The 13171-nt window shown below is 68.0% G+C and carries 16 protein-coding genes and 1 pseudogene; 8 read left to right on the top strand and 9 right to left on the bottom strand.

What is annotated here, in order from left to right; translation table 11 throughout:
- The first annotated feature begins 22 nt into the window (after positions 1 to 22).
- Complete coding sequence (locus tag V6M42_RS06935; RefSeq protein ID WP_332657853.1) at positions 23 to 997, top strand: ABC transporter ATP-binding protein; 975 nt, start codon at positions 23 to 25, stop codon at positions 995 to 997.
- Here V6M42_RS06935 and V6M42_RS06930 read toward each other — a convergent pair.
- From V6M42_RS06930 to V6M42_RS06915, 4 genes are read right to left on the bottom strand one after another with little or no spacing between them, the layout of a single operon-like run.
- Complete coding sequence (locus V6M42_RS06930; RefSeq protein ID WP_332657852.1) at positions 994 to 1368, bottom strand: Tat pathway signal protein; 375 nt, start codon at positions 1366 to 1368, stop codon at positions 994 to 996. The two genes, V6M42_RS06935 and V6M42_RS06930, sit on opposite strands and share 4 nt — an antisense overlap.
- 34 nt (positions 1369 to 1402) lie before the next feature.
- Positions 1403 to 2398, bottom strand: coding sequence for a biotin synthase BioB (bioB, locus tag V6M42_RS06925; protein WP_332677964.1), 996 nt, complete (start codon positions 2396 to 2398; stop codon positions 1403 to 1405).
- A gap of 42 nt (positions 2399 to 2440) precedes the next feature.
- Complete coding sequence (locus V6M42_RS06920; RefSeq protein WP_332677962.1) at positions 2441 to 3766, bottom strand: amidohydrolase family protein; 1326 nt, start codon at positions 3764 to 3766, stop codon at positions 2441 to 2443.
- A gap of 43 nt (positions 3767 to 3809) precedes the next feature.
- Positions 3810 to 4751 (bottom strand): aspartyl protease family protein, encoded by a 942-nt coding sequence (locus V6M42_RS06915; protein WP_332677961.1) that lies wholly within the window; start codon positions 4749 to 4751, stop codon positions 3810 to 3812.
- A 145-nt stretch (positions 4752 to 4896) separates the two neighbouring features.
- Between V6M42_RS06915 and ahcY the strand changes: the two genes are divergently transcribed.
- A complete protein-coding gene (ahcY, locus tag V6M42_RS06910) occupies positions 4897 to 6288 on the top strand; it encodes an adenosylhomocysteinase (RefSeq protein ID WP_332657848.1) in 1392 nt (463 codons plus the stop codon).
- 64 nt (positions 6289 to 6352) lie between these two features.
- Here ahcY and V6M42_RS06905 read toward each other — a convergent pair whose 3' ends face one another.
- Entirely contained in the window at positions 6353 to 7474 is a 1122-nt protein-coding gene (locus V6M42_RS06905) for a hypothetical protein (protein WP_332657847.1), read from the bottom strand.
- Positions 7475 to 7585: 111 nt separating this feature from the next.
- On the opposite strand from V6M42_RS06905, the gene V6M42_RS06900 reads away from it, so the two are divergent.
- Together V6M42_RS06900 and V6M42_RS06895 are read left to right on the top strand one after the other, a co-directional pair.
- Positions 7586 to 7792, top strand: coding sequence for a twin transmembrane helix small protein (locus V6M42_RS06900; RefSeq protein WP_332677960.1), 207 nt, complete (start codon positions 7586 to 7588; stop codon positions 7790 to 7792).
- Positions 7793 to 7811: 19 nt separating this feature from the next.
- Positions 7812 to 8384, top strand: a complete 573-nt coding sequence (locus V6M42_RS06895) for a cob(I)yrinic acid a,c-diamide adenosyltransferase (RefSeq protein ID WP_332657845.1) — start codon at positions 7812 to 7814, stop codon at positions 8382 to 8384.
- Between the two features lies 1 nt (position 8385).
- On the opposite strand, the gene V6M42_RS06890 is transcribed toward V6M42_RS06895, so the two are convergent.
- On the bottom strand, positions 8386 to 8718 hold the full coding sequence (locus V6M42_RS06890; RefSeq protein ID WP_332657844.1) for a hypothetical protein: 333 nt from the start codon (positions 8716 to 8718) through the stop codon (positions 8386 to 8388).
- Between the two features lie 123 nt (positions 8719 to 8841).
- Here V6M42_RS06890 and V6M42_RS06885 point away from each other — a divergent pair, with 123 nt between their 5' ends.
- Both V6M42_RS06885 and V6M42_RS06880 read left to right on the top strand, forming a co-directional pair.
- Positions 8842 to 9606, top strand: coding sequence for an electron transfer flavoprotein subunit beta/FixA family protein (locus V6M42_RS06885; protein WP_332677959.1), 765 nt, complete (start codon positions 8842 to 8844; stop codon positions 9604 to 9606).
- Positions 9606 to 10535 carry an electron transfer flavoprotein subunit alpha/FixB family protein gene (locus tag V6M42_RS06880; protein WP_332677958.1) on the top strand — a complete coding sequence of 310 codons (930 nt, stop codon included), beginning with the start codon at positions 9606 to 9608 and terminating at the stop codon, positions 10533 to 10535. Before V6M42_RS06885 ends, V6M42_RS06880 begins: the two co-directional genes overlap by 1 nt.
- Positions 10536 to 10618: 83 nt before the next feature.
- On the opposite strand, the gene V6M42_RS06875 is transcribed toward V6M42_RS06880, so the two are convergent.
- Genes V6M42_RS06875 through V6M42_RS06865 form a run of 3 tightly spaced genes read right to left on the bottom strand, consistent with a single transcriptional unit; the run spans position 10619 to position 11962 of the window.
- Positions 10619 to 11149 (bottom strand): GNAT family N-acetyltransferase, encoded by a 531-nt coding sequence (locus V6M42_RS06875; RefSeq protein WP_332677957.1) that lies wholly within the window; start codon positions 11147 to 11149, stop codon positions 10619 to 10621.
- A complete protein-coding gene (locus V6M42_RS06870; protein ID WP_332677956.1) occupies positions 11146 to 11619 on the bottom strand; it encodes an SRPBCC family protein in 474 nt (157 codons plus the stop codon). The genes V6M42_RS06875 and V6M42_RS06870 overlap by 4 nt, the downstream gene beginning before the upstream one ends.
- A complete protein-coding gene (locus tag V6M42_RS06865; protein ID WP_332677954.1) occupies positions 11612 to 11962 on the bottom strand; it encodes an ArsR/SmtB family transcription factor in 351 nt (116 codons plus the stop codon). Before V6M42_RS06865 ends, V6M42_RS06870 begins: the two co-directional genes overlap by 8 nt.
- A gap of 84 nt (positions 11963 to 12046) precedes the next feature.
- On the opposite strand from V6M42_RS06865, the gene V6M42_RS06860 reads away from it, so the two are divergent.
- Positions 12047 to 12331: a DUF167 domain-containing protein gene (locus V6M42_RS06860; RefSeq protein WP_442880932.1), complete on the top strand. Its 285-nt coding sequence runs from the start codon at positions 12047 to 12049 to the stop codon at positions 12329 to 12331.
- 94 nt (positions 12332 to 12425) lie between these two features.
- Positions 12426 to 13171 (top strand): annotated as a pseudogene (locus V6M42_RS06855) (amidohydrolase); the annotation flags it as partial.

The following is a 13171-nucleotide window of genomic DNA, read 5'->3' as shown; positions in this document are numbered from 1 at the left end:
ACCAGTCCAACGGAAAGCCTGCATGCCCGAAGCGAACGCCCTGCCCGTCAACGCCATCGAGGTGCGGGGACTGGAGAAGACCTACGCCGGGACGAAGAAGGCTCCGCCGAAAACGGCCCTGAGGGGCGTCGATCTGGTCATTCCGCGCGGCTCGATGTTCGGCCTGCTGGGCCCCAACGGCGCCGGCAAGTCGACCCTGATCAACATCCTCGCGGGGGTGGTGAACAAGACCGGCGGCTCGGCCTCGATCTGGGACCGGGATATCGACAAACAGCCGCGCGACGCCCGGGCCGCCCTTGGCGTCGTGCCGCAGGAAATCGTCGCCGACGTCTTCTTCACCCCGCGCGAGGCGCTTGAGGTGCAGGCCGGCTTCTATGGCGTGCCCGCCCATGAGCGCCGCTCGGACGAACTGCTGGCCGCCCTGGGCCTGTCGGACAAGGCTCACGCCTATGTGCGCGCCCTGTCGGGCGGCATGAAGCGGCGGCTGATGGTGGCCAAGGCGCTGGTCCACAATCCGCCGATCCTGATCCTCGACGAACCCACGGCGGGGGTGGACGTCGAACTGCGCCGCCAGCTCTGGGACTACGTCCGGCGCATCAACGCCGAGGGCGTGACGGTGCTGCTGACCACCCATTATCTGGAGGAGGCGCAGGAGCTCTGCGACACCATCGCCATCATGAACCGGGGCGAGGTCGTGGCCTGCGAGCCGACCCCGCAGCTGCTGCGCCGGCTGGACACCCGCAATGTCGTCGTGACGCCCGAAGGGGACCTCGACGGCCTGCCGGCCCTGAAGGGGTTCGAGGTCGTGGCCCGTCCCAACGGCGCCTTCGCGGTCACCTATCGCAAGGGCCAGTCATCGGTGGAGCAGGTGCTGGCCGCCGTGCGCGCGGCGGGGGTCACCATCGCCGACATCACCACCGAGGATCCCGATCTGGAAGACGTCTTCCTGGCGCTGACCTATGGCGATGCGAACCAGGTCAGCCCCACGAAGGACTAGGCCACCATCACCGTGCCGATGAGCAGTCGTGCGCCCGCCCGGCCCATGGTGGCGTTGGTCGCTGTCTGAAGCTGGGCGACCAGGCGTTCGACGTCGGGCGGCGCGCCGGGCAGCAGGGCGCTGGCGGCCTGCTGGACGACCACGGCGTAGGCGGCGCGCAGGCGAGGGACCGACTGGGCGACACGGGCCCGGAGAGCGGCGTCAGCGGTGTCGATTCCGGTCTCGACGGTCATGACGCCGCGCCGGCCGCCGGGGCGGATGACATTGGCGGTGATCGTCGGCAGACGCAGATAGGTGGTCTGCGGGGCGCTTGAGCCGCCGCTGGTCTTCAGCGTCTGTGACTTCAGTCCGAGGAGGGCGCGGCGTTCCATGCGGCGACCCTGACACAGGCCGCTTAAGGCGTGGTTACGCCGCTGCCTCTATCGCCTTCGGCTCCATGGGCTTCAGGTCCAGCAGGGCGAACAGGGCCGCGTCCTCGTCCTGTTCGGGATTGGGCGTGGTCAGCAGCTTGCCGCCGACGAAGATGGAATTGGCTCCGGCGAGGAAGCACAGGGCCTGCATCTCGGCGCTCATGGTTTCGCGGCCTGCCGACAGGCGAACCATCGCCTTCGGGCAGACAATGCGGGCGACGGCGACCGTGCGGACGAACTCGATCGGATCGATCTGACCCTCGGCGAGCATCCGCTCGCCCAGGGGCGTGCCGGTGACGGGCACCAGCGCGTTGACCGGCAGGCTGTCAGGATGCTCGGGCAGGGTCGCCAGCGCATGCAGCAGGCTGGCCCGGTCGCGCCGCGCCTCGCCCATGCCGACAATGCCGCCGCAGCAGGTCGCCATGCCGGCGTCCCGCACATGCTGCAGGGTGTCCAGCCGGTCCTGATACGTCCGGGTCGTCACCACCTGGGCGTAGTATTCCGGGCCGGTGTCGAGGTTGTGGTTGTAGTAGTCCAGCCCGGCGTTCTTCAGCTGGCGCGCCTGATCAGCGGTCAGCATGCCGAGGGTGGCGCAGGTCTCGAGACCCAGCGCCTTCACCCCCGCGATCATGGTCGCCAGCTTCGGCGTGTCCCGGTCCTTCAGCTCGCGCCAGGCGGCGCCCATGCAGAAGCGGCTGGCGCCGCCGGCCTTGGCCGCCATGGCCTCGGCCAGCACGGCCGTCGCATCCATCAGTTTTTCGGCTTTCAGCCCCGTATCGAAACTGGCCGACTGGGAGCAGTAGCCGCAGTTCTCGGCGCAGCCGCCGGTCTTGATCGACAGCAGCTGGCTCTTCTGCACCTCGGACGGATCGAACCAGGTCCGGTGGACGGTCGCGGCCTCATAGACCAGATCCATGAAGGGCCGGGCGAACAGCGCCTCGACCTCGGTCAGCGTCCAGTCGTGGCGAGGGGTGGCGAGGTCATGGGTCATGCGCGCCTGCTTAGCTCCGCCCCACGCCCTCGCCAAGCCGCCTTACCGCTCGTCGCGATACACGCGGCCGTCGCGCATGACGAAATCCATCGAGGTCAGGACGGTCACGTCGGTCAGCGGATCACCGTCCACGGCGACGAGATCGGCCCGCTTGCCCGGCTCCAGCGTGCCGATCTCGGACGACAGGCCCAGCAGGTCGGCGGCGTTGACCGTGGCGGCCTGGATGGCGCTCATCGGCGTCATGCCGTGCTGGACCATCAGGGCGAATTCGTCGGCGTTGCGCCCGTGTTTCGATACGCCCGCGTCGGTGCCGAAGGCGATCTTCACCCCCGCCGGAACCGCCCGCTGCAGCGACTGGCCGGTGATGGATATGCGCCAGCGGATCTTGGGCAGGACCTCGGGCGGATAGGCGTTCGGATCCGCGGCGAGCCGCTCGATATAGCCGTTCACGGTCGACAGGGTCGGGACGTAATAGGCCCCCGACTGCCGGAACAGGCGGATCGTCTCGTCGTCGAAGATGGTGCCGTGCTCGATCGAGTCCGCGCCCATCCGCAGCGCCAGATTGATCCCGTCGGCGCCATGGGCGTGGACGGCGACCTTGAGGCCGTACAGATGCGCCGTGTCGACCAGGGCGCGGGCCTCGTCCTCGAACATCTGGGCGCCGAGGCCGGCGCCGATGCGGCTGTTCACGCCGCCGGTCGTGGCGATCTTGATGACATTGGCGCCGCGCCCGACCTGGACGCGCACCGCCTCGCGGCAGCTTTCCGGACCGTTGCAGACGTTGTCGTGCGGGATGTCGTCGCGAAGCTCGTCGTTGAAGCCCAGCCGTCCGTCCATATGGCCCGAGGTGGTCGAGATGCTGTTCCCGGCGTCGACGATGCGCGGCCCGGGCAGGCTATGGGCGGCCGTGGCGTCGCGCAGGGCCATGGTGACCCCGCCGTCGTCGCCCAGATTCCGCACCGTGGTGAAGCCGGCCATAAGGGTTTTCCGGGCGTTCTCGGCCGCGCGGTAGGCGTGGGTCGGCAGGTTTTCGGTGATCCCCGACAGGAAGCCCGCCTGGCCGCCGAGGTCCGAGACGAGGTGCACGTGGCTGTCGATCAGGCCGGGCAGAACGAAGCGGTCGCGCTGGTCGATGACCGTGGCGCCGGGGAAGGCGGAGGCGTCGACGAAGCCGTCGCGGATCTCGACGATCCGCCCGTCGCGTACAACGACCGTCGAGGGCCCTCGCGGCGCCTGGCCGGGGCGGTCCAGCAGCCGGCCCGCCTGGATCAGGGTGACCGGGCCGTCCGCCGCCGCAGCCGCGTCCTGCGCCGCGCTTGCCCCGCCCATCATCAGCGCCGCCAGGACGCCCGCAATCATCGCCTTCATCGATACCCCCTGTAACCAGGGTCCAGATAGACACCAGCCAGGCTCATGGGTCCAGAACCAGCTCGCCTCGCTTCAGGTCGATGATCACCGTCTGGAACAGTCCCAGCAGATCCACCCCCAGAAGCGCCGCCGGTTGATCGGCCAGACCCCAGATCGCGAAGGTGTGGAAATCGCCCACCAGAACGGGGACGCGGGTCAGGCTGATTCCGCCCAGCCGGAGTTCGGGCAACAGCATCGCCTCCGCCATGGCGTCCCGGCCGGTCGGGGACAGGACCCGGCTCACCGTCGTGCCGTCGGGGAGGACCAGAGGCTGGGCGCCGGCCTCGCGAGCCAGGGCGGTGTTGATGACGGTCATCCTGGCGCCGGTGTCGATGATCACCTTGCAGGGGATGGACCGGGCGGAGGCGTCGATCATCAGCAGGCCATTGAAGCGCTGCTCGCCCGCCGAAGCGCTGCGGGCGTTCAGCCTCTGGCCGTCCCCCGCGTGGTCGCCCCATCGTCGCGGACGCGTAACGTCCACCCGGGTCCTTCGTCCGAAATGCAGCACCAGCCTGAGACCGGCCAGGAGGTCCGTTCCCAGCAGGCCGTCCAGCCCCGACAGTCCGTGCCGGCCGGCGACCACCAGGCGGATGTCGCGGGCGTTCAGGGCCCCGGTTCGCACCCGCCCGGCCCGCACGGTCGGCGCGCGTTCGCCGGCGACCAGGGTGTGCATCGTCACCTCTCCCGCGTCGGGCAGCATCAGACCGGCGACGAGGTCCCGGGCGATCACCGAGGTGTTGGCGGCGCTGTCGATGGCGAAGGCGTAGGGGCCGCGATCATTGATCATCACGGGCACGATCAGCAGCCCCTGCCGCTGGTCGCTGGTCGTGAAAGACGGCGGGGCCTGCGCCCGCACGAGGCCTGGCGACGCCAGACCAACCAGACCGGCCAGACCGGCCAGTCCGGCCACGGCGACCGTGCGACGCGTCAGGGGCAGGCCGGACATGTTTCGCTCCTTTCCGCCACGGCGGCACGAAACGTCGAGGGCGCGGTTTCACGGGAAACACATAAAGACATCCTTATGTGTTTCTTGCTCCCGGGCCGGGACCGGTCTATAGGCCGCCCAAACAGTCTCCCCGGAAAGCCCTTTCATGACCGACTATATCGTCCGCGACATCTCGCTTGCCCCGTTCGGCAACAAGGAAATCGCCATCGCCGAAACCGAAATGCCCGGCCTGATGGCCCTGCGCGAGGAATTCGGCGCGCGGCAGATCCTGAAGGGCGCCCGTATCGCCGGCAGCCTGCACATGACGATCCAGACCGCCGTGCTGATCCAGACGCTGGAAGCGCTCGGCGCCGACGTCCGCTGGGCCTCGTGCAACATCTTCTCGACCCAGGACCACGCCGCGGCCGCCATCGCCGCCAACGGCACCCCCGTCTTCGCCACCAAGGGCGAGACGCTGGAAGAGTACTGGGACTACGCCCACAAGATCTTCGAATGGGCCGACGGCGGCTATCCGAACCTGATCCTCGACGACGGCGGCGACGCCACCCTGCTGTGCGTGCTCGGCCCCAAGGCCGAGAAGGACGGCACCCTGCTGGACAACCCGCAGAACGAGGAAGAGGAAGCCCTCTACAAGGTGATGAAGCGCTACATCGCCGAGAAGCCGGGCTTCTATTCGGCGATCCGCGACGCCATCGGCGGCGTGTCGGAAGAGACGACCACGGGCGTTCACCGCCTGTACGAAATGGCCAAGAAGGGCGACCTGCCGTTCCCCGCCATCAACGTCAACGACAGCGTCACCAAGTCCAAGTTCGACAACCTGTACGGCTGCCGTGAATCGCTGGTCGACGCGATCCGTCGCGGCACCGACGTCATGCTGTCGGGCAAGGTCGCCGTGGTCTGCGGCTACGGCGACGTGGGCAAGGGTTCGGCCGCATCGCTGCGCCAGGGCGGCGCCCGCGTGAAGGTCACCGAAGTCGACCCGATCTGCGCCCTGCAGGCGGCGATGGAAGGCTATGAGGTCGTCACCGTCGAGGACGTGGCCGGCGAGGCCGACATCTTCGTCACCGCCACGGGCAACAAGGACGTCCTGACCGTCGAGCACATGCGGGCGATGAAGAACAACGCCATCGTCTGCAACATCGGCCACTTCGACTCGGAGATCCAGGTCGCGGGCCTGAAGAATTTCAAGTGGGACGAGATCAAGCCGCAGGTGCACCACGTCGAGTTCCCGGACGGCAAGAAGATCATCCTGCTGTCGGAAGGCCGTCTGGTGAACCTGGGCAACGCCACGGGCCACCCGTCGTTCGTGATGAGCGCCAGCTTCACCAACCAGACGCTGGCCCAGATCGAGCTGTGGACCAACGCCAAATCCTACGAGAACCAGGTCTACACCCTGCCCAAGCACCTCGATGAAAAGGTCGCCATGCTGCACCTGGGCAAGCTGGGCGCGAAGCTGACGACGCTGTCGAAGGAACAGGCCGACTACATCTCGGTCCCGGCCGAGGGCCCGTTCAAGCCGGAACACTACCGTTATTGATCTGATCGAAGATCGAAACTGAACGAGGCCGGGGACTTTGGTTCCCGGCCTTTTTCATGCCCGGTCAGGCCGCAAGGATGAGCGTGCCGGGCTCCTCGTCGCGACCCGCCAGGCCCGTCTCGAAGTCCATGAAGATGTCGATCAGCTCTTCCGGGCTGACGTTCGCCGACCCGGGGCCGAAGCGGAAGCGCCAGAAGCTGACGATGTGCTGGATCGCCCCCAGCTGGTCGCCCAGGCGATTGAACATGCCCGGCGCCCGCAGCAGGAAGTCGCGGAAGGCGCTCGGGTCGCCGAGCACGGTCAGGCTGGCATAGGCGTCGTCATATATCCTGAGCGTCAGGGCGACATCCTGCGAGGTCTTCTGGATCCGGCCGCGCAGGACGGTCCGGCCGCGGTCCAGATACTCGCGCGCGGCCTGATCGGCGGCGCCCACGGTCCGGACCTTGCCGAGGGCGTCGGCGACATCGGCGATCTCCGCGGCCAGACTGCCGAGAACCCATTTGTAGTAGAGGAAACCCTTCCAGCAGAAGACGCCCTCGTCATATTCGCCAGGGTCGAGCTGGAGGGTCTGTCGCAGGGCCTCCATACGGTCGCGCGGATCGCTGGACAGGATCCGGCCGGCCAGCCGGCGGGTCGAGCCCACGGCCGAAAGGCTGTATCCGATGCTGAGCGTGACGAGGGGACGGATCTCGTCCTCGACGAAACGGAGCATGCGCTCCATGTCGTGTTCGCTGATCGTGAAATAGCAGGGCGCGAGTTCGATCCCGGCCCGTCTGAGCTGCTCCCGCAGCAGGAAGGGGTCGAGGGAGGGCAGCCGGTCCAGCAGGGTCAGGGTGGCGAGGTCGGGGTGTTCGCCCCCGATGCCGAAGGCCTCCTGCATCATCGGCTCGAAGCCGCGCTGGCCGACAAAGACGAAATGGCCGCCGGTCTTCAGGTCGCTGCTGTCGATCGGCAGGATCACCTTGGTCGCGACCTGACGCCGCAGATGGAACAGGTCCAGCTCGTCGCGGCGGAGGCGATGTTTGATGATCAGGGCCCGGTTGAGAGCGGGAGACCGGAAAAGCGGGCGCGCCGCCCAGTCGGGATCGTGCTGATGCTCGTTGTAGACGTTCAGCAAATTGAGCACGCGGGCAGTCGAGGCGGACCGCCGCAGGTGGGCCAGGTTGCGGATCGTGCGGTCGGTCATCGCGTCCTCGAAGCCTCTCAGAGAACCACGAATTGGTGAATCAACGGCTTAGCTGGCGCGGGGCCGTCCGGCGCGCTGGCCTCGCCGCCCGGGGTCGCCTAGATTGCCGGCATGGGCGACGTTCTGAACATCCTGATCCTGCTGGCCATCGCGGCGGTGGCCATAACCCTCGGGTTCGGCATCTATTCGCTGTACCGGGGCGGCGATTTCGCGCGGTCGCACTCCAACAAGCTGATGCGGCTGAGGGTGGCGCTGCAGGCGCTGGCGATCGTGCTGCTGGTCATCGGCATGTGGTGGAAAACCACGCACGCCGGTTGAGAATTGAAGGGCTGAGCCTGTGGTCGTCCTGAACCGCATCTATACGAAGACCGGCGACGGCGGGCAGACGCGGCTGGCGTCGGGCGCGACCGTGTCCAAGAGCAATCCGCGCGTCGAGGCCTATGGCGCGGTGGACGAGTTGAACGCCGTCATCGGCGCGGCCCGGCTGCATTCAGGCCAGCACGACCGCATCGACGCCATGCTGGGCCGGATCCAGAACGAACTGTTCGACCTGGGCGCCGATCTGGCCACGCCGCTGGAGCCCGCGCCCAAATGGGAGGCGCTGCGCATCCTCGACAGCCAGGTCGAACGGCTGGAGGCCGAGATCGACTGGATGAACGAGAGCCTGAAGCCGCTGGACAGTTTCATCCTGCCGGGCGGCTCGGCCCTGTCGGCCCTGCTGCATCTGGCCCGCACCGTGGCGCGCCGGGCCGAGCGCGAGGCGGTGCGTCTGACCGAGGCGGGCGAGGCGGTGACGCCGGCGTCGATCCGCTATCTGAACCGGTTGTCGGACCATCTGTTCGTCGCCGCCCGTCGGGCCAACGCCAACGGGGCGGACGACGTGAAGTGGAAGCCGGGCGGGACGCGCTGAACTATTGCGCGGCCAAGGCCGCGCGCTGGCGGTCGGCTTCGGCGTCCCGGGCCTTCTGCTGGGCGGTCAGGGAGTCCTCGATGGCCACCAGTTCGCGGTTCTTGGCGTCCGAGGCGGCGGCGCGCTGGCCCGGAAGGGGCCGGCCGGTGATTTCGGCGATGGAGATCGGCTGGGCGCAGGTGCGGCCTTCCGGATCCCACCATTTGCCGCCGGCCTCGCAGCGGTCGCCCGGCGCGACCACCAGCTTCTCATAGGCGAACATGCCAACCATCAGGACGGCGAAGGTCGAGAGAAACAGGATGCTCAGCCGTTTCATGGTCAGGAGGCGGTTCATCTACGGATTCCCGTGGCTTCGAGGACAAACGAACGAGGGCGTTGACGCGGCGTTACGTTGACAGGTCGGGCGCGGCGTCCCTATTGCCTGACCCAACATTCCGGCGACTTTGTGGATAGCGCAATGAAGGTTCTCGTCCCCGTCAAACGGGTGATCGACTCCAACGTCAAGGCCCGCGTCAAGGCGGACCAGACCGGCGTCGACCTGGCCAACGTCAAAATGAGCATGAATCCGTTCTGCGAGATCGCCGTCGAGGAGGCGGTGCGCATGAAGGAAGGCAAGGAGCACCACGCCGCCGGCACCGCCGACGAGATCGTGGTCGTCTCCATCGGCGTCGCCCAGGCGCAGGAGACCATTCGGACAGCGCTCGCCATGGGCGCCGACCGCGGCATCCTGATCCAGTCGGACGCGGATCTCGAGCCGCTGGCCGTCGCCAAGCTGCTGAAGGCGGTGGTCGACGAGGAAAAGCCGGACCTGGTCCTGATGGGCAAACAGTCCATCGACGGCGACAACAATGCGGTCGGCCAGATGCTGGCGGCGATGCTGGACTGGCCCCAGGCCACCTTCGCCGCGAAGATCGAGATCGCCGGCGGCAAGGCGACCGTGACGCGCGAGGTCGACGGCGGCATCCAGACGCTTTCCGCGACCCTGCCGGCCGTGGTGACCACGGATCTGCGCCTGAACACGCCGCGCTACGCCAGCCTGCCCAATATCATGAAGGCCAAGAAGAAGGAGATCGCAGTCAAGGCGGTCGCCGACTACGGCGTCGACACGGCGCCGCGCCTGAAGGTGCTGAAAGTCACGGAGCCGCCCAAGCGGTCCGCCGGGATCAAGGTGGCTGACGCCGCCGAACTGGTTGCGAAGCTCAAGACCGCGGGGGTCCTGTAATGGCCGTTCTCGTCATCGCCGATCACGACGGCTCGACCGCCCGCGAAACCACCCACAAGACGGTGACCGCCGCCGCCGCCATCGGCGGGGACGTCGACATCCTCGTCGTGGGACAGGGCGCGAAAGCCGCCGCCGACAGCGCCGCGAAGATCGCCGGCGTTCGCAAGGTGCTGCTGGCCGAGTCCGCCGGTCTGGGCCATCACCTCGCCGAAGCGGTCGAGGCGACGGTCGTCGGTCTGGCCGGCGGCTATGACGCCATCCTTTCGCCGGCCAGCATGGACGGCAAGAATTTCATGCCGCGCATCGCGGCGAAACTGGATGTGGCCGCGATCTCGGACATCGTCGAGGTGGTCAGCGCCGACACCTTCGTGCGTCCGATCTACGCCGGCAATGCGCTGGAGACGGTGCAGTCGTCGGACGGCAAGAAGGTCATCACGGTGCGTCCGACCGGCTTCGCCGCGGCGGGCGAGGGCGGCTCGGCCAAGGTCGAGACCGTTGCCGGCGCGGACGCCGGCAAGGCGGCCTTCGTCAGCGAGGAGATGGTCAAGTCGGACCGTCCGGAACTGGGCGCGGCCAAGATCATCGTCTCGGGCGGCCGGGCCCTGGGTTCGGCCGAGGAATTCCACGCCGTCATGGACCCGCTGGCCGACAAGCTTGGCGCCGCCGTCGGCGCCTCGCGCGCTGCGGTCGACGCCGGCTATGCGCCCAACGACTATCAGGTCGGCCAGACCGGCAAGGTGGTGGCCCCCGCCCTCTACATCGCCATCGGCATCTCGGGCGCCATCCAGCACCTGGCCGGGATGAAGGACTCCAAGGTCATCGTGGCCATCAACAAGGACGCCGACGCCCCGATCTTCCAGGTCGCGGACTACGGCATCGTCGGGGACTACAAGGTCGTGGTGCCGGAACTGATGAAGGCGCTGGGGTAGAGTCCGACCAGACGGATCGAGACAGGGCGCGGCGCCTTCGGGTCCGCGCCCTTTTTCATGGAAGGGAACCGGGGAGGAGGGCCCTACGGGCGCGGCGCCATGAGCAGAGCCATTGGAAGATCGGCCTCACAGGTTCCGTCGGGAAGCCGGAAACGGCGTTCGAAGCGCCCCTCCTGCCGGAAGCCGACCCGCTCGTAGAGGCGGATGGCGTGCGACAGGCCTTCCCTGACGACGAGCTCCACGCGTTCGACGCGCGGCGTCAGGGTCGCCGCCCTGGCCAGAAACCCGGAAAACAGGCTGTGGCCCACGCCCCGGCCTTGTGACCCGGGGTCCACCGCGACCGTCAGGTCCCAGAGCACGTGCTGGAACTGGACGGACGGCATGCGGCTGGCCTTGATCATCCCCGCCAGCCGCGATCCCTCCCAGGCGCCGATGGCGAGTCCGCCAGCCAGGGCGCCCGCGAGCGCCTCCTCCATCCACGGAAGGTCCATCTCGTCGGGAAGGCGGCCAAGGCCGCCCTCGGCCCTGCGCATGAGGGCGAGGACGGGGGGCGCGTCGGCCAGGCTCAGCGGCCGAAGCGAGAGTCCGGCCGGATGCGGCGTCCGTGACGTCACGCGTCCGCGCCGAGTGTGAGAAGCAGTTCGTCCAGCTGTTCGAACTGTTCGGGCATCCCTTCCTCGGCCCCGTGGCCGGCGTCGAGGGCTTCCTTCGAGGGATAGAGTTCGTGGACGGTCAACAGCGTCCTGCCGTCCCTGTCCTCGAAGGTCACCGTGGTCACGGCGCCGTCGTCGGCTTCCTCATTCGTCCAGACGAGGCGCGAGGGCGGAACCACTTCGAGGTATCTGCCGACGAACGCCATCGACTGCGAAGGGTCGTGCCCGAACTCGAGGCGGTAGCCGCCTCCGGCGCGAACGTCCATCTCGCAGGACAGCAGGGGCACGCCGATCGACTTCGGCGCCCACCACAGCTTCATCAGCTCGGGCCGGGTCCAGGCTTCGAACACAAGGCGCGGCGGCCCGTTGAAGACGCGCGTAACGACGAGTTCTCGCTCCGACGTCCGTTCAATCGTCGTGGGGTTAGTCATCGGTTTTCTCCTTGAGCTTCAGGTCCTCGATAACCCCGTCCAACGCGTCGAAACGGGCGGCCCAGAGTTGGCGGTAGGTCTCTATCCATGCGGCCTCTTCCTCGAGCTTGCGCAGGCCGAGCTTGCAGGTTCGGACCCGCCCGACCTTCTCCGTCGTGACGAACCCGGCATGCTCCAGGACGCCGACGTGTTTCTTCATGCCCGTGAGCGTCATGTGGAATTTGTCGGCAAGCTCCGTGATCGATGCGTCCGAACGTCCGAGCTGCTCCAGCACGCCGCGTCGGGTGGCGTCCGACAGCGCGGCAAACGAGGTGTTGAGGCGGGCTGTATTATACTGAACCATATGGTGCAGTATTAAAGCGTGGATCGCCGATATGCAAGGGGTCGCGAACGCGACGTTGAAATCCGGCCGCCCGTCTGGTCTTCCATGGCCATGGCCAACCTCGCCGTCCGCCTCACGCCAGGAGCGTCGACCGATCGCATCGACGGCTGGGATGTGGACGCCGACGGGCGCCCGGTTCTCAAGGTCCGGGTGCGCGCCCGGCCGGTCGAGGGCGAGGCCAACGACGCCCTGATCAAACTGCTGGCCAGGGCGCTGGGCGCGCCGAAATCGGCGTTGGCCATCCAGCGCGGCGGACAGTCTCGAACCAAGATGATCGAGGTCGCCAGCCTGTCGAACGACGAGATGCGATCCCGCCTTACGGGTTTGTAATGTTTCCGGCTTTGACGCGGCGGTCCGGAGCCTTTTGTAATCCGCCCCGACGTACGCCACCGCTCCCGGGTCGGGCGTACAAGGGGAGCGTTTGATGAGACTTCACGCCTTGCGGGGTTCCAGCCTCGCCGTCCTCGCCTGCGTGCTGGCGGGCTCTCTGGCCCTGACGGCCTGCGCCACCACCGGGGGCGACGACACGCCCTCCGCGGACAACGCGTCCGACGAGGCGCGCGAGCCGATGGCGCGGGGGCTGGACCATGCGGCCAACCCCGATCCCTTCCCCTCGACCTATCGCGGCCTGCCGCGCGAGAACATGGCCATCGTCGGCGGAACGGTCTTCGACGGCGCGGGCCGGAAGATCGAGAACGGCGTGGTCATCGTCACCGACGGCAAGGTGGCTGCGGTCGGCGACGCCTCGACCCCGGTCCCCGGCGGTCACCGCGTGGTGGACGCGCGCGGGCGGTTCGTGACCCCGGGCATCATCGACGTGCACAGCCACCTCGGCGTCTATCCCTCGCCGGGCGTGTCGGGGATGAGCGACGGAAACGAGGCGACCAGCCCGAACACGGCCCAGGTCTGGGCCGAGCATTCGCTGTGGCCGCAGGACCCCGGCTTCAACCAGGCGCGGGCGGGCGGGGTGACCACGCTCCAGATCCTGCCCGGTTCGGCCAATCTGTTCGGCGGGCGCGGCGTGACCGTGCGCAATGTGCCGTCGGTGACCATGCAGGGCATGAAGATGCCGGGCGCGCCCTACGGCCTGAAGATGGCCTGCGGCGAGAACCCGTCGCGCGTCTACGGCGGCCGCAACCAGTCGCCGGCCACCGGCATGGGCAATGTCGC

Source organism: Brevundimonas sp., from assembly GCF_036677305.1.
GTDB lineage: Bacteria > Pseudomonadota > Alphaproteobacteria > Caulobacterales > Caulobacteraceae > Brevundimonas.
This window is presented reverse-complemented; position numbering and strand designations above follow the sequence as displayed.

What these genes read in the sequence shown, in the direction of transcription:
- V6M42_RS06880 (WP_332677958.1), top strand. Translation starts at nt 9,606, where the DNA reads ATGGCCGTTCTCGTCATCGCCGATCACGACGGCTCGACCGCCCGCGAA.
- V6M42_RS06930 (WP_332657852.1), bottom strand. Translation starts at nt 1,368, where the DNA reads ATGGAACGCCGCGCCCTCCTCGGACTGAAGTCACAGACGCTGAAGACC.
- V6M42_RS06920 (WP_332677962.1), bottom strand. Translation starts at nt 3,766, where the DNA reads ATGAAGGCGATGATTGCGGGCGTCCTGGCGGCGCTGATGATGGGCGGG.
- V6M42_RS06860 (WP_442880932.1), top strand. Translation starts at nt 12,047, where the DNA reads ATGGCCATGGCCAACCTCGCCGTCCGCCTCACGCCAGGAGCGTCGACC.
- V6M42_RS06935 (WP_332657853.1), top strand. Translation starts at nt 23, where the DNA reads ATGCCCGAAGCGAACGCCCTGCCCGTCAACGCCATCGAGGTGCGGGGA.
- V6M42_RS06900 (WP_332677960.1), top strand. Translation starts at nt 7,586, where the DNA reads ATGGGCGACGTTCTGAACATCCTGATCCTGCTGGCCATCGCGGCGGTG.
- V6M42_RS06915 (WP_332677961.1), bottom strand. Translation starts at nt 4,751, where the DNA reads ATGTCCGGCCTGCCCCTGACGCGTCGCACGGTCGCCGTGGCCGGACTG.
- V6M42_RS06870 (WP_332677956.1), bottom strand. Translation starts at nt 11,619, where the DNA reads ATGACTAACCCCACGACGATTGAACGGACGTCGGAGCGAGAACTCGTC.
- bioB (WP_332677964.1), bottom strand. Translation starts at nt 2,398, where the DNA reads ATGACCCATGACCTCGCCACCCCTCGCCACGACTGGACGCTGACCGAG.
- V6M42_RS06890 (WP_332657844.1), bottom strand. Translation starts at nt 8,718, where the DNA reads ATGAACCGCCTCCTGACCATGAAACGGCTGAGCATCCTGTTTCTCTCG.
- V6M42_RS06905 (WP_332657847.1), bottom strand. Translation starts at nt 7,474, where the DNA reads ATGACCGACCGCACGATCCGCAACCTGGCCCACCTGCGGCGGTCCGCC.
- V6M42_RS06885 (WP_332677959.1), top strand. Translation starts at nt 8,842, where the DNA reads ATGAAGGTTCTCGTCCCCGTCAAACGGGTGATCGACTCCAACGTCAAG.
- V6M42_RS06865 (WP_332677954.1), bottom strand. Translation starts at nt 11,962, where the DNA reads ATGGTTCAGTATAATACAGCCCGCCTCAACACCTCGTTTGCCGCGCTG.
- ahcY (WP_332657848.1), top strand. Translation starts at nt 4,897, where the DNA reads ATGACCGACTATATCGTCCGCGACATCTCGCTTGCCCCGTTCGGCAAC.